The sequence below is a fragment of the Zavarzinia sp. CC-PAN008 genome (assembly GCF_051903925.1).
Lineage (GTDB): Bacteria > Pseudomonadota > Alphaproteobacteria > Zavarziniales > Zavarziniaceae.
Window position 1 is genome coordinate 2311700 of the sequence record NZ_CP173678.1, and the last position, 14477, is coordinate 2326176.

Here is a 14477-nt window from a genome sequence, read left to right on the forward strand (position 1 = left end):
GCCTCCTCAGCATGACGCCTTGGGTTTTGTTGAGCATTCCCAACAGGCGTCATGCTGAGGAGCCGCCGAAAGGCGGCGTCTCGAAGGATGCTGGCGCGACGTCAGCCGTGGAGCTTCTGTGCCACCTCGGCGACGCGGCGGCCTTGGTAGCGGGCGCCGTCGAGTTCGATGGCGCTGGGCTGGCGCGAGCCGTCGCCGCCGGCGATGGTCGTGGCGCCATAGGGCGCGCCGCCGACAATCTCCGAGGTCGTCATCTGGCCCTGGAAGCCGTAGTCCAGGCCCACGATCACCATGCCGAAGTGCAGAAGGTTGGTGATGATGGAGAACAGGGTCGTCTCCTGCCCGCCATGCTGCGTGCCGGTGGAGGTGAAGGCCGCACCCACCTTGCCGTTCAGCGCGCCCTTGGCCCACAGGCCGCCGCCCTGGTCCAGGAAGCTGGCCATGGGCCCCGACATGCGGCCGAAGCGGGTCCCGGTCCCGACGATGATCGCATCGTAACTGGCCAGATCGCCGATCTCGGCCACCGGGGCCGACTGGCCGGCCTGGGCGTGGTGGGCCGGGCGGGGTGGTTCGGGCACGCGCTTCACGTCCACCTCCGCCCCCGCGCCGCGGGCGCCTTCGGCCACGGCATTGGCCAGCGTCTCGATATGACCGAAGGCGGAATAGTAGAGGACCAGGACCTTTGCCATTGCGATGCTCCATGTGCTGCCCGGCGTCGCCGGTGTGCGGATGAAGGGAAAGGGACGGGCACCCTGTCCGCCATCCGGAGATGCCGGACAGGGTGCCCGAAGGGATCAGGCCGCGTCGACCAGGACCAGTTCCGCGTCCTGCGTCGCCGTGACCGTGAGCACGGGCTCGGCCTTGATCGCGGCGCCGTCGCGCGTGTCGAGCGTGACGCCGTTGACCTCCACGCTGCCCTTGGCGGCGACCAGGTAGGCGTGGCGACCGTCTCCGAGCGCGTATTCCACCGTCTCGCCCGCCTTCAGGCTGGCGCCAAGGACGCGCGCCTCGGCCCGGATCGGCAGGGCCTCGTCGTCGCCCGCGAAGCCACTGGCCAGGGTGACGAAGCGACCCGAGCGGTCACCCTTGGGGAACGGCTTGGCGCCCCAGGCGGGCTGCCCGCCACGGCGGGTCGGCTCGATCCAGATCTGGAAGATGCGCGTGGTCTCGTCCTCCAGGTTGTACTCGGCATGACGGATGCCGGTGCCGGCACTCATCACCTGGACGTCGCCCGCCTCCGTCCGGCCGCGGTTGCCCAGGCTGTCCTCGTGCGTGATCGCGCCTTCGCGAACATAGGTGATGATCTCCATGTTGGCGTGGGGGTGCGGGTCGAAGCCGGTGCGGGGCGCGATCTCGTCGTCGTTCCACACCCGCAGGGCACCCCAGCGCTCGCGCGCCGGGTCGTAGTAGCTCGCGAACGAGAAATGATGGCGGGCCTTCAGCCAGCCATGATGGGCATTGCCCAGGCCCTCGAATGCGCGACGCTCGATCATCGAACCTCTCCTTGACCAATGGGGGCCCGCTTGTGGGCCCTTGTCATGGGTCAAAGATAGGCGGCATCATGAGCTCATAAATAGAAACATCGGAAACTTATTGTTTCCAGGAATGCACTATTAACCTGCCCGACCTGGAAGCCCTGGCCATTTTCGCCAAAGTGGTGGAGCAGCGCTCCTTCGCTCGCGCGGCGGACGAGCTGGCCGTGTCGAAGGCCACGGTGTCCAAGGCGGTGACGCGGCTGGAGGCCCGGCTTGGGGCGCGGCTGTTCAACCGGACGTCGCGTCGGCTGGCACTGACCGACGCCGGGCGCGCCCTGGCCGAGCGGGCGCAGCGGGTCCTGGCCGAGGGGGAGGCGGCGGAGGCGGAGGTGCAGGCCCAGTCGGGCAGCCCGCGCGGCCTGGTCCGCCTGGCGGCGCCCATGTCCTTCGGCCTGGGGGAGGTGGCGCCGATCCTGCCCGACTTCCTGCGCCAGTATCCTGAAGTGTCGATCGACCTGCACCTGAGCGACGCGGCGGTCGACCTGATCGGGGAGGGTTTCGACATGGCGCTGCGGATTGCCGCCCTGCCCGATTCCTCGCTGCTGGCGCGGCGCCTGTGCCCGGTGGACCGCCTGGTGGTGGGGGCACCCGCCTATTTCGACCGGGCTGGGCGGCCGCGCCATCCGCATGAACTGGGGGAGCATGTCTGCCTGGGCTATGCCTACCTGGCGACGCCTCAGGCCTGGACGTTCTCCCATCGCGGGGGCGAGGCCGCCTCGATCCGGCCGGCGGGACCCTTGCGCGCCAACAACGCGGATGCCCTGATGCCGGCACTGCTGGCCGGCCTGGGTGTTGCCGTGCAGCCCGACTTCATCGTGCGCCAGGCGCTGGCCGAAGGGCGGCTGGAGGCCGTGCTGACGGACTGGTCGCCACCGCCCATCGCGCTGCACCTGGTCATGCCGCCCGGCGGCCCGCGCCCGGCACGGATCGAGGTCTTGAGCACCTTCCTGGCCCGCCGGCTGGTGCGGCGCGGCGGGGCGGACGCAGGCTGAGATCAAGTCCTAACGATTTCTTCAAGGGCGTGGCCCAATATCCCGCCCCGTCCGCTGGCCGGGGCGGCAATGCCGCCCGGCCATTTCAAGGTCCCGCCGCGAAACCGATGAGCACGAGTCAGGCCCTTTGGCTGATGGTCGGCCAATTCCAGCTGCTGCTTGCCTGCGGCTGGGCCGGCGCGCTGCGCTGGTCGACCGCGGAATCGCGCCTGGCATTGCGCAGTCTGGCCGGCTTCAACGCGCTGTGTGGCGTCGGCATGGCCCTGATCAGCCAGCGCGGCACCCTGGACCATGGCCTGACCACGATCGGCAGCGACCTGTGCGTGGCGGTTGCGTTCATCCTGCTGTGGCGGGCGGGGGAGGCGCACTTCACCCGCGGCCACGTCGTCAATGGCCCGGCCCAGGGCGTGGCCCTGGCTGTCGTGTCGCTCGCCATCCTGTGGTTCGGGCAGGCGCCGGAGGACGCGCGCTATCGCGTCATGGCGCTGTACCTGATGATCGTGGGCGTCTGCGCCTGGAACGCCTGGCGGGGCTGCCGCATCCTGTGGGCCAAGGGCGACCGCCGCGTGTCGTTCGCCATCGCCTTCACCGCCATGCTGATCAGCACCGGCCTGCTCTGGCGCGGGGTCACCGGTCTGCACGACTGGCAGCCGGCCCAGGTCGAGGTCGACACCCTGTTCAACCACCTGCTGGCGCATGTGGTGCTGCTGGCCATCGTCCTGGTCAACGTGGTGTTCGTCTATTTCTTCATGGCCCGCATCGTGCGCCGGCTGCACCGGCTGTCGCGGCGCGACACGCTGACCGGGCTGCTGAACCGCCGCGCCCTGTTCGAGGCGCTGGAGCGGGAATGGGCGCGCAGCACGCGGACGGCGGCCCCCTTGTGCGTGGTGTGCCTGGACATCGACCATTTCAAGGCGATCAACGACGCCCATGGCCATCCCATGGGGGACGCGGTGCTGGCGCGCCTGGGTCGCGTGCTGGTCGAAACGCTGCGCGGCAGCGACATCGTCGGTCGGACGGGCGGCGAGGAGTTCATCGCCCTGCTGCTCGACACGGACGCGGCCGGGGCCCAGCAGATCGCAGAACGCCTGCGCCAGGCGGTGGCCCAGGACATGGTATTGCGCCCGGCTCCGGCCGAGCGGGTGACGATCAGCGCCGGCATTGCGGCGCGCGGCGAAGACGATGCCGCGGCCGAGCACCTGGTGGCCCGCGCCGACGCTGCGCTCTACGCGGCCAAGGCGGCGGGGCGCAATCGCGTCGTCCTGGCGGGGCCCGGGCGGGTGCGGGCTGCCGCGTCCCCGCCGCTGGTCCTGGGCGCCGGCTGACGGTACGACGTACTCAGGGGCCGGGCACCAGGACCGAGGCACCCAGCTTCAGGTCGACCAGTTCCTGGCGCAGCGCCCGCACCTTGCCGTCGGCAATGCCGACCTGGACGATCAGGCCCTTGAAGCCGGGCCCGAACATGGCCACGCGCTCCTGGAAGCTCTGGTCGAACAGCTTGTTCAGGTCGTCCGTCGTCAGCGCGAAGCCGTCGGGCAGGGGGGCCGAATCCTCCGCCGTCCACACCAGGGCCAGGCTGCCGAAGGCGCGGCCTTCCTGACGGTCGTCGACCTTCTGCGCGGCGGGGCCGAACTGCCCCTCCAACTGGCGCACCAGGTTGTCGGCCGTGTCCTTCTCCTGCCCCTCGGGCCAGGCGCGGACCAGTTCGACCCAGAACAGCTTGTGCCCGGTCGCCGCGCTGGAGAAGTGCAGGACCAGGTGCCGGCCGTCGCGGAAGTTCGACTGGATGCGGTGATACGGCGCCGCCAGGCCCACGCTGTCGCGCAGGGCCTGGCGGTAGACGCCCTCGTACAGCGCGTCGATCTCGCCCGTCTGCTCGCCCATGCCCAGGCGCAGGCCCTGCAGCGCCAGGTCGGCGGCAGCGGCGGGCCCGGCCAGCCCGGCGACCAGGCCCAGCGCCAGGATCGCGCGTCGCATCATGGCTGCCACGCCCCGGCGTCGCAGCCCTGCCAGCCCAGGCAGGCATAGGCCGCATCGATCAGTGCCTGGCCCCGCTCGTTCATCAGGATGCCGTCGCCCATCTGGTTCATGGCGTAGCCAAAGCTCATCCCCGCCTCGACATCGGCAAAGCCGATCGAGCCGCCCGCCCCGACATGGCCAAAGGCGTTGCGCCCGATGATGGCGCTCGACCCGTTGCGGCGTCGGTTGTCCATCGACAGCATGAAGCCCAGGCCAAAGCGCGTCGGCATCTTCAAGGTCTCGTCCAGGTGGGTGCAGGCCGAGGCGGCGCGCATGCGGTCGATGTCGGCGGCACGGAAGCGCCCGCCGCCGCCCGCCGCCAGGGGAGCGTAGAGGCCGGCCAGGCCGCGGCCGTTGGTCATGCCGTTGGCGGCCCCGATCTCGGCTGCGTGGCCTTCGCGGCTGTTGGCGCCGCCGGCCATGAAGCCACCCGAATTGTTCATGAACAGGTTGGGCACCGAGCCCTTTTCCCGCAGCACGGAATGCAGGAACGGGCTCAGCGGCCGGTCCTTGGGCGGGCGGAAGCCGATGATGGAGGCGACGCGCGGCTCCTCCGATTCAGGCAGGCCGATGAAGAAGTCGATGCCCAGCGGGTCGGCGAATTCCTCGCGGAAGAACTGGCCCAGGCCGCGCCCGTCCACCCGGCGCACCAGCTCGCCCACGGTCCAGCCGAAGACGAAGCCGTGATAGCCCTGGCTGGAGCCGGGGTGCCAGAATGCCTCCTCCGCCGCCAGCAGGTCGCACATCAGGTTCCAGTCGGCATAGCCGCCATCCGGGATCTTCGTGCGCAGGACGGGGACCGGCGAACTGTGGTCCAGCATCATGCGGACAGTCGTCGCCTCCTTCCCCGCTACGGCGAATTCGGGCCAGATCTCGGCCACCGGCGCGTCCAGGTCCAGGCGACCCTGCGCCGCCAGCAGGTGGGCGCACAGCGCCGTCGCCCCCTTGGTACAGGAATGCACGATGCAGATGGTGTCGCGGGTCCAGGGCTCGTCCCGCCGGGCGATGCCGCCCCACAGGTCGACCACCGTCCGGCCCTCGTGCACGATCGTGACGTTGGCGCCGACCTCGCCGTGCGCCTGGAAGTTGGCGACGAAGGCATCCAGCACGCGTTCGAAGCGGCTGTCGCACTGACCCTCGACCACGCCCTTCTCCAGCTTGACCGACACCGCTGATGACCCCTGGCCCATCGCATCCTCACCTTCGTTCGCCGGCCATGTTTCGGGCACAGGCGGCGCCCAATCAAGCCTCAAGCGCGATGGCGCCAACGCGGAGGTGGGCGGGATCGATTGAACGTTGTACGAATTGCGGTGTTCGTCACTCGCCCGTCGGGCGATGACTCTGCTAGCGTTTCGCACGAAGACTGTGTGGCGGTTGGGGGGAACGGCATGGCTTGGAATCGGGTTCGCTGGGGGCTTCTGGGCATCCTGGTCGCAACGCCCCTGATGGCGCAGTCGGGAACCGTCGCCTCGCTCGTGCGGAACGTGATCACGGCCGTGAACGGCGGCGAGACGCGCATGCTGGCCCAGGGCGATCCGATCTTCGGGGGCGATTCCGTGGTCAGCGCGCCAGACGGGGCGATCAGCATCGCCTTTGCCGACGGGTCGCAGTTCGCGACGGCGCGCGGTGCCGCGGTCACGCTCGCCTCCGCCCAGGGTGGTGGTGCCTCGACCCCGCTCGACAGCCTGGAGACGTTCTCCCTGTCCGAGGGGACGTTCAAGCTGGTGATCGGCGCGACCCCGGTGACGTGCCTGGCCAATGGCCGGACCTATACCCTGGCCCGCTCCGGCGGGAACGAGGACGAGCCGGTCTACGCCACCGTGCTGCCGGGCTGCGTGACTTTTGCCGCGGGTGATTCCGAGTTGACGATCAAGACCGAGGACGGGCGCGAGTTCGTCGTCCCACCGGGCCAGAGCGTGTGCCTGGGCGGTCCCGCCGCGGGCGGCATCGGTCCGGTGCCGGCCTCCATCGCGGCCGAGTTCGCGGCCCTTGATTCGGCGCTGAGCGGCGCAGTCGGTACGGGGGCCGCGGGCGGTGCCGCGGCCGCCGGCGGGGCTGGTGCCGTCGGCGGCAACGTGCCGTTCATCGCCTTGGGCGTGGCGGCGGCGGTCGGCGTCGGCGTGGGCATCGGGGCCAGCGGCGGCAGCGACGACGAGCAGCCGCCCGCCAGCCCGCCGACCACGACGACCGCCGGCCCGTCGCAATAGGCGCAGGCGACCCATCCAGGGGCGCCTGATGCGCCCGCAGGTTCGGGCGCACCCCCGTCATGGGTGCGCCGATTGAGGAGTGGCAGACATGGTGCGGCGTCTGGTCGGGGCGTCCCCCGCCGTGGTCCTGGCCCTTGTCCTTGGCCTGGTGGCGGGCGGCGCTTCGGCGGTTCGCGCCGCCGACCTCTGCGCGCGCGCCGATGAGCCACCGCCTCCCGCTATCCAGGCGCTGGGCGTCCAGGCGGCCGACCACCTGGCCCGCGGCAATTTCCTCGACGCGCGAACGGCCCTGGGGCAGGTCATCGCCGATCCCGGCTTCGGGCGCCTGGGGGAGCGCAGCCAGGGCTGCTACCTGACCCAGGACGGCGTGGTCGATGCCCGGCTTGGCGACCTGGCGGGTGCCGACCAGGCGCTGGCCGCCGCCGACCAGGCCCTGTCGGGCCTGGAGGATGACGATCCCGCGCGGCTGCAGATCGCGATGACCCGCGGCGCCGTCCTGGCGCGGCAGGGCGAGTTCGATCGGGCCAGGACGCTGCTGGACCAGGCCCTGGCCCGCCAGGCGCGGGCCGAGGACAACGCCGATTCCCAGGCGCTGCGCGCCCTGGGCCTGCTGACCCTGGCAACCGTGGACGAGGGCGAGGGCCGCTTCGCCGACGGCGCCCGGCGGGCTGAGGAATCCCGCGCCCTGGCCGAGCGCCTGAGCGGGGCCAAGGGCCTGGACGTGGCCGCGGCGCTCAACGTTCTGGGCACGCTGGCGTTGCGCCAGTCGGATTTCGGCAGTGCGGACCGCAATTATCGCGCAGCCCTTAACATTTACGAGACGACGGTCGGCCTGGACCATCCGGACGCTGCGGCGCTGCTGGGCAACCTGGCCGTGCTGGACCGCCGCCTGGGCCGGTTCGACGCCGCTGCGCAATTGTCCGACCGCGTGCTGCGGATCCGCCAAGCCAAGCTCGGCGCCGACCACCCGGCCGTGGCGGAGGCCAAGATCGCTGTCGCCACCAGTGCCCTGCTGGCGGGCGACCTCAATACGGCCGAAGCGACCTACCGCCAGGCGATGGTCAGCCTGAAGCGCGTGCCGGGCAACGAGGCGACGCTGGCCGTTGCCCTGGACGGCATCGGCCAGGTGGCCTTCACCTCCGGCACCGCGGCGGGCGCCGTGGCCTTCTTCCAGGAGGCGCTGAAGGTGCGCCTGGAGCACCTGGGCGCCGACCATCCCAGCATCCCCAGCAGCCTGATCAACCTGGGCGCCGCCCTGATGATCGATGTCGAGGCGCGCCGCGCCGCGGGGCAGTTGCAGAACGCCGCCAGCGATCCCGATGTCGCCGCCCTGATCGACCTGTTTGGCGAGGCGCTGCGCCGGCGTGAGGCGCTGCTGGGCCCCAAGCACCCCGACCTGATCCAGGTCCTGGTGCCGTTGTCCCGCCTGAAGGCGTGGCAGGGCCGCAGCCAGGAGGCGGTGCAGCTGGCCAGCCGCGCGGCATCGCTGGCGCTGGACGGCGTGCCGCGCCTGGCCGAAGCGGGCGTGGGCCCCGCCGAGCGCGGCATCGCCGATCGCGAGGTGTTCGAGAACCTGGCCGTCCGCCTGGCCGAGAGCGGCGGACCGCCGCCGACCTTCGAGGCGCTGCAGCGCGCCCAGGCCAGCCGCACCGCCTCGGCCGTGGAACAGATGGCGCTGCGCTTCGCCGCCGACCGCTCCACCCTGGGCAGCCTGATCAGCCGGCGTCAGCAGGCGATCGAACGCCTGCGCGTGCTGGACAAGGCGATCGACGATGCGGCGCGCCAGCCGCTGGGCGGGTCGGGCCTGGGCGGCCTGCGCGCCCAGTTGTCGGAGGCCAGCGACGCGGTGCGCGTCCTGGACGGCGAACTGGCGCGCAGCTTCCCCGCCTTTGCCGAACTGGCCAAGGCGACGGCGACCCCGGTGCCCAATGTCCAGCGCGTCCTGGCTGCGGACGAGGCGGTGCTGTCCTGGCTGCTGAATGGCAATGACGCCTGGCTGTGGGTGCTGCGCCGCGACCGCTCGCAGATGGTGCGCCTGCCCGCCGGTGCGCTGGAGATCGACCGTCTGGCGATCGCGGTGCGGCGGCCGATGAACGATGTCACGGGCGGCATCGGGGCCTTTGACACCCATGCCGCGCATCAGCTGTTCAATGCGGCATTCGCCCCCGCCTTGCCGCTGCTGGCCGGGGCCCGGCACATCATGGTCGTCCCCGACGGGGCACTGGGCAGCCTTCCCTTGGCCTTGCTGGTGACGAAGCCGTCGGTGGCGCGGGGCAGCGACTATTCCAGGATCCCGTTCCTGGCCCGGGACTATGCCTTCACCACGCTGCCCTCGGTGTCCAGCCTGGTGGTCCTGCGCAGCCTGGCCGGGCGATCGGCGGCGACAGCCGGCTTCATCGGCTTTGGCGATCCGGTCCTGACCAGGGCCAATGCCACGGGACCAATCGGCGCCATCCTGAAGACCCTGCCCGAACTGCCGGAGACGGCGGACGAGTTGCGCGCCATTGCGGGCGTCGTGGGTGGCACGACGAAAGTCGACCTGGGCCAGGCCTTTTCCCGTCGGGCGGTGCTCAGCACCCCGCTCAAGGGCTATCGCGTGATCGCCTTCGCCACCCATGGTGCCATGGCGGACGAGATCCCGGGCGTGCCGGAGCCGTCGCTGGTGACGACACCCCAGGGCGACAACGGCCTGCTGGCCGCCAGCGAACTGGCCCGCCTCAGCCTGGATGCCGACTGGGTCGTGCTGTCGGCCTGCAACACCGCGGCACCGGACGGCACGCCGGGGGCGGAGGGCCTGTCCGGCCTGGCGCGGGCCTTTGCCTATGCAGGTGCCCGCAGCCTGCTGGTCTCGCACTGGGCGGTCGCATCCGACACCACCGTGCTGATCACGACTGGCCTGTTCCAGCGGCTGCAGGCCGATCCGCGGCTGTCCCGCGCCGAAGCCCTGCGGCAGTCGATCCTGGCGGTCGCGGACAATCCGGCGACGTCGCACCCGCTGTTCTGGGCGCCCTTCGTCGTGGTAGGCGAGGGGGCACGCTGACGACTTGCGTCAGCGGCACGTCCCCAGGGCCTTCGGCCGGGCGCAACGCCCATTGGCTGCGGATCGCGCAAGATGACACGACCTTTCATTGCGGCAGGATAAAGGCGCGGTCGCTGGTTGCCGTTTTGTCACAAGAATCTGCGCTATTGCCCTGGCGAACGCATGATCTTGGCCTTTTCAAGACAGAAGTTCGGCTTCACAGTGTCCCAGGGTTCGACTGGGAGCCTCGGCATGGCGCCGCTGCGGGCTTGCCCCGCTTCGGTTCGGGATGGGCGATGGGGGACCGGCTCGACGCCATTCAGATCGACGAGGCTCAGCTGGCGCTGATCGATCTTGAGGATCCGCTTCTGGGGCTGCCGCTCCTGGATGAAGGCACGATCGTCGCCCTGGTCCTGATGATCGGCGCCCCGAAAGTGTCCGAGCTGCTGCAGCTTCTGCTGGACGAGGGCGCGTCCTGCTGCCGGCGCCTGCACGACATCGACGATCCCGTGGACATCAAGGCCCTGGCCCATGGCCTGAAGGGTGCGGCCGGCAACATGGGTGCGCGGGCGCTGATGGCGGCCGCCCGGGTGCTGGAGCGGGATGCCTTCGACCGGCTGCGCCGCCCCTATCTGGTCGACCTGGTGGCACGCGTCTATGACCGCACCGCGCTGGCGGGGCGCCTGCGCCTGGCCGCGCTGGCGGAAGAGGCGACGCCCGTCGGCGCCTGACCGCGCCGTCGACCTGGGGCCTGCGATTTTCGAGGGCCCGCGCCGCGTCCTGGTCTAGAGTGCCGCCAAATCGGCCCCCGGGGCCGGCATCCGCCTCAACGACAGGACCGCCGCGATGGATCTCGCCTTTTCCGCCGAAGACATTGCCTTTCGCGACGAAGTGCGCGCCTGGATCAAGGCAACCTACCCGGACGAGATGCGCGCCCGCGTCGAGCGCAGCCCCAACGGCCACATCGCGCGCGAGGATCACGTCTGGTGGCAGAAGAAGCTGCACGAGCGTGGTTGGATCGCCCCCAACTGGCCCAAGGAATATGGCGGCGCCGGCTTCACCCCCAGCCAGAAGTACATCTTCCAGGCCGAACTGGCGGCCGCCAACACGCCGCAGATCATGCCGTTCGGCCTGACCATGGTGGCACCCGTCATCATGAAGTTCGGCAGCCCGGAGCAGAAGGCGAAGTATCTGCCCGACATCCTGGCGAGCAATGTCTGGTGGTGCCAGGGCTATTCCGAGCCTGGCTCCGGCTCCGACCTTGCGTCCCTCCAGATGAAGGCGGAGGACAAGGGCGACCATTACCTGTGCAACGGGTCCAAGATCTGGACCACGCTGGCACAGTATGCCGACATGATCTTCTGCCTGGTGCGGACCAAGTCGGCGCCGGGCAAGCCGCAGGAGGGCATCAGCTTCCTGCTGATCGACATGAAGTCGCCCGGCATCACGATCCGGCCGCTGGTCACCCTCGACAATGCGCCCGAGGGCAGCCAGGAGGTGAACCAGGTCCTGTTCGACGATGTGAAGGTGCCCAAGGGGAACCTGATCGGCGAGGAGGGCAAGGGCTGGACCTATGCCAAGTACCTGCTTGAGTTCGAGCGCGGCAATCCCTATTCCGGCGGCCTGAGGAAGGCGCTGGCGCGGGTGCGCCGCATCGCGGAGGCGGAGGGAGACGGCGCCGGCCGCCTGGCCGACGATCCCGGCTTCCAGGCCCGCATCGCCGAGACGGAAGTGGCGATCACGGCGCTGGAGTTCACCGAGCTGCGCATCATCGGCACGCTGACGGCCGGGCAGAACATGGGGGCGACGTCCTCCATCCTGAAGACGCGCGGGACCGAGTTGCAGCAGCAGGTGCAGGAACTGGCGCTGGAGGCCATCGGCGCCTATGCCGTGCCGTTCAACGTGCCGGCCCATGGCAAGGGGTCGAACCTGACGCCGATCGGGCCCGACTACGCCAACGTCACGGCGCCCAGCTATTTCAACGGGCGCAAGACGTCGATCTATGCCGGCTCGAACGAGATCCAGCGCAACATCATGGCGAAGCTCGTCCTGGGGCTCTGACCGGCCTTGGCGGCGCCCGTCGTCTACTATTCGCCGCCGCTGAGCGCCAATGCCGGCGGCAAGGCGGTGTGGCGCTATGAGACCATGGTGGTGGGCGCCGACGGGCGCGTGAGCGTCATGCCCGGAGGCCGCGACTGGCCCCATGCCGAAGGGCAGGGCCGCCGGGAATGCGCCATGTTCATGCTGGACCAGATGCGCGTCGACCGCGAGGCGGCGCGCCGCGAGGGCGCCTTCGTCGGCATCATCGCCGTGCTGGACGCCAATTCCTGGGGCGACCTGAAGCGCGCCCTGGGGGCTGAGCCACTGCCCTGAGGCGTTGCCGGCCAACCTTGAGGAAACACGAAATGGGTCATCGAATCGTACTGGTCCGCCATGGCAAGGCGGCGGCCTCCTGGGATACCGACCTGGATCCCGGCCTGGACCCGCTGGGCGTGGAGCAGGCCGAGGCGGTTGCCGCCGTGCTGGGCACCCTGGGGCCGGTCGACATCGTCAAGAGTCCGATGCGTCGCGCCCAGGAAACCGCGGCCCCGTTCGAGCGGCAACTGGGCCAAGGTGGCCGGATCGAGCCGCGCGTGTCCGAGATCCCATCGCCGGTCACCAGCCTGTCCGAGCGCGGCGCCTGGCTGCGCGACCTGATGGCCGGCACCTGGAGCGCCGGCGGAGCCGACGTCCTGGCCTGGCGCAATGCCGTGGGCCAGGCGCTGCTGGACCTGCCGGGGCCGACGGTGGTGTTCAGCCATTATGTGGCGATCAACGCCGCCGTGGGCCTGGCCCTGGGCGAGGATCGCATCGCCCTGTTCGCGCCCGACTATTGCTCGCGCACGGTGTTCGAAGTGGCGGACGGTCGCCTGCATTTGGTCGAGCGTGGGGCGGAGGCGGTGACCGTCATCCGCTGAGGCGCCGCAAGCCCCGTGCGCCGGCGCCCCGGATCCAGCACAATGGCCCAGGCGGTCAGCGATGCGGGGGCGGCGGGATGGGCGATTCGTCGGGCGGACCGGGCGGCCTGGGGCTGCCGGACCAGGAACTGCATATTGGCGGCGTCCGCGTGGCCGCCCGCTCCGGCGTGCTGTTCGACAACCTCAACCCGGCCACGGCGGCCCTGCTGTGCCGCGTGCACATGGCGGATGCCGGCGACGTGTCCCATGCCGTCGCAGCGGCGCAGGCGGCCCTGGGCGACTGGCGCAGGCGCAGCGGCATGGAGCGGGGGCGCATCCTGCGCCGCGCCGCGGACATCCTGCGCGCACGCAATGCCGAGATCGCCCGCCTTGAAGTCCTGGATACCGGCAAGCCGATCAGCGAGGCGATTGCCGTCGACGTCCTCTCGGGTGCCGATGCGCTGGAGTACTTCGGCTCCATTGCCGCCGGTCTGACGGGCGAACACATCGACCTGGGCCAGTCCTTCGTCTACACGCGGCGGGAAGCGCTGGGCGTCTGCGTCGGCATCGGCGCCTGGAACTACCCGATCCAGATCGCCTGTTGGAAGGCGGCTCCGGCCCTGGCCTGCGGCAACACGATGGTATTCAAGCCGTCGGAACTGACCCCCGTCACCGCCCTCTGCTTGGCCGATGCCCTGACCGAGGCGGGGCTGCCACCCGGCGTGTTCAACGTAGTCCAGGGCGATCACCGCACGGGCCAGGCCCTGGTCCGCCACCCGGGCGTCGCCAAGGTCTCCCTGACGGGGGAGGTCGGCACCGGCCGCACGGTGATGCGCGAGGCGGCGGCGACCCTGAAGCACGTGACGATGGAACTGGGCGGCAAGTCGCCGCTGATCGTCTTTGCCGATGCCGACCTGGACAATGCCGTCACCGCCGCGATGCTCGCCAACTTCTACACGCAAGGGGAAGTCTGCTCGAACGGCACCCGCGTCTTCGTCGAGGAAGGCTTGCGCGACCGCTTCGTGGAGGCCCTGGTGGCGCGGGTCAAGCTGCTTAAGGTCGGCGATCCGCTGGACCCCGCGACCCATGTGGGTGCCCTGATCTCGCAAGGCCACATGGAGCGGGTGCTCGACTTCGTGGCGGAGGGAGAGCGCCAGGGCGCCCGTCTCGCGGTGGGCGGCGCGCGGGCGCCGGACCTGCCCGGCTGGTTCGTGGCTCCCGCGGTGTTCGACCACTGCACCGACGACATGCGCATCGTGCGGGAGGAGATCTTCGGCCCGGTGATGTCGGTCCTGTCCTTCACCAGCGAGCGCGAGGTGCTGAGCCGTGCCAACGGCACGGAATTCGGCCTGTCGGCCGGCGTCTTCACGCGCGACCTGCAGCGCGGCCACCGTCTGGCGGCGGAGCTGGAGGCGGGGATGGTCTGGCTCAACACCTATAACGTGACGCCGGTCGAAATGCCGTTCGGCGGCGTCAAGCAGTCCGGCCTGGGGCGCGAGAACGGCCACGCCGCCATCGCCCATTATTCCCAGCTCAAGAGCGTCTATGTCGAACTGGGCGACGTCGCCAACCCCTACCCGGTCCCGGGCAATGATTGAGGCCGCGCCGCTGAGCAACCCTCCCCCCTCGCGGGGGAGGGCAGGGTGGGGGGGCGTTTCCGCCAGGGCCTCGGCTTTCGATGCTGGTGCGCGCGTAGAGGCCCCCCCATCCCAACCTTCCCCCGCAAGGGGGGAAGGGGCTTTGTCGGCTGTCTCCGGAAGGGGACACGC

At 70.4% G+C, this 14477-nt stretch carries 13 protein-coding genes; 9 read left to right on the top strand and 4 right to left on the bottom strand.

Annotated features, from left to right (window positions below; genetic code table 11):
* Positions 1–101: 101 nt before the first annotated feature.
* The gene (gene wrbA, locus ACI6GS_RS10840; RefSeq protein WP_439817812.1) at positions 102–689 is read right to left on the bottom strand and encodes an NAD(P)H:quinone oxidoreductase; all 588 of its coding nucleotides are present in this window, start codon (positions 687–689) and stop codon (positions 102–104) included.
* 105 nt (positions 690–794) lie between these two features.
* Positions 795–1493 (bottom strand): pirin family protein, encoded by a 699-nt coding sequence (locus tag ACI6GS_RS10845; protein WP_439817813.1) that lies wholly within the window; start codon positions 1491–1493, stop codon positions 795–797.
* Positions 1494–1636: 143 nt separating this feature from the next.
* Here ACI6GS_RS10845 and ACI6GS_RS10850 point away from each other — a divergent pair, with 143 nt between their 5' ends.
* Both ACI6GS_RS10850 and ACI6GS_RS10855 read left to right on the top strand, forming a co-directional pair.
* Positions 1637–2527 carry a LysR family transcriptional regulator gene (locus tag ACI6GS_RS10850; RefSeq protein WP_439817955.1) on the top strand — a complete coding sequence of 297 codons (891 nt, stop codon included), beginning with the start codon at positions 1637–1639 and terminating at the stop codon, positions 2525–2527.
* Positions 2528–2634: 107 nt separating this feature from the next.
* Positions 2635–3852, top strand: coding sequence for a GGDEF domain-containing protein (locus tag ACI6GS_RS10855; protein WP_439817814.1), 1218 nt, complete (start codon positions 2635–2637; stop codon positions 3850–3852).
* Between the two features lie 13 nt (positions 3853–3865).
* Here the strand turns inward: ACI6GS_RS10855 and ACI6GS_RS10860 are convergent, their stop codons facing one another.
* Both ACI6GS_RS10860 and ACI6GS_RS10865 read right to left on the bottom strand, forming a co-directional pair.
* Positions 3866–4507 (bottom strand): hypothetical protein, encoded by a 642-nt coding sequence (locus ACI6GS_RS10860; RefSeq protein WP_439817815.1) that lies wholly within the window; start codon positions 4505–4507, stop codon positions 3866–3868.
* The gene (locus ACI6GS_RS10865; protein WP_439817816.1) at positions 4504–5715 is read right to left on the bottom strand and encodes a serine hydrolase domain-containing protein; all 1212 of its coding nucleotides are present in this window, start codon (positions 5713–5715) and stop codon (positions 4504–4506) included. Before ACI6GS_RS10865 ends, ACI6GS_RS10860 begins: the two co-directional genes overlap by 4 nt.
* 219 nt (positions 5716–5934) lie before the next feature.
* Here ACI6GS_RS10865 and ACI6GS_RS10870 point away from each other — a divergent pair, with 219 nt between their 5' ends.
* From ACI6GS_RS10870 to betB, 7 genes are all read left to right on the top strand, one after another.
* A complete protein-coding gene (locus tag ACI6GS_RS10870) occupies positions 5935–6753 on the top strand; it encodes a hypothetical protein (RefSeq protein ID WP_439817817.1) in 819 nt (272 codons plus the stop codon).
* A gap of 88 nt (positions 6754–6841) precedes the next feature.
* Positions 6842–9793 carry a CHAT domain-containing tetratricopeptide repeat protein gene (locus tag ACI6GS_RS10875; protein ID WP_439817818.1) on the top strand — a complete coding sequence of 984 codons (2952 nt, stop codon included), beginning with the start codon at positions 6842–6844 and terminating at the stop codon, positions 9791–9793.
* A gap of 275 nt (positions 9794–10068) precedes the next feature.
* Complete coding sequence (locus ACI6GS_RS10880) at positions 10069–10503, top strand: Hpt domain-containing protein (protein WP_439817819.1); 435 nt, start codon at positions 10069–10071, stop codon at positions 10501–10503.
* A gap of 115 nt (positions 10504–10618) precedes the next feature.
* The gene (locus ACI6GS_RS10885) at positions 10619–11833 is read left to right on the top strand and encodes an acyl-CoA dehydrogenase family protein (protein ID WP_439817820.1); all 1215 of its coding nucleotides are present in this window, start codon (positions 10619–10621) and stop codon (positions 11831–11833) included.
* 6 nt (positions 11834–11839) lie between these two features.
* Complete coding sequence (locus ACI6GS_RS10890; protein ID WP_439817821.1) at positions 11840–12145, top strand: hypothetical protein; 306 nt, start codon at positions 11840–11842, stop codon at positions 12143–12145.
* 32 nt (positions 12146–12177) lie between these two features.
* Positions 12178–12729: a histidine phosphatase family protein gene (locus ACI6GS_RS10895; RefSeq protein WP_439817822.1), complete on the top strand. Its 552-nt coding sequence runs from the start codon at positions 12178–12180 to the stop codon at positions 12727–12729.
* Between the two features lie 77 nt (positions 12730–12806).
* Entirely contained in the window at positions 12807–14306 is a 1500-nt protein-coding gene (gene betB, locus ACI6GS_RS10900; protein ID WP_439817823.1) for a betaine-aldehyde dehydrogenase, read from the top strand.
* Positions 14307–14477: the final 171 nt, after the last annotated feature.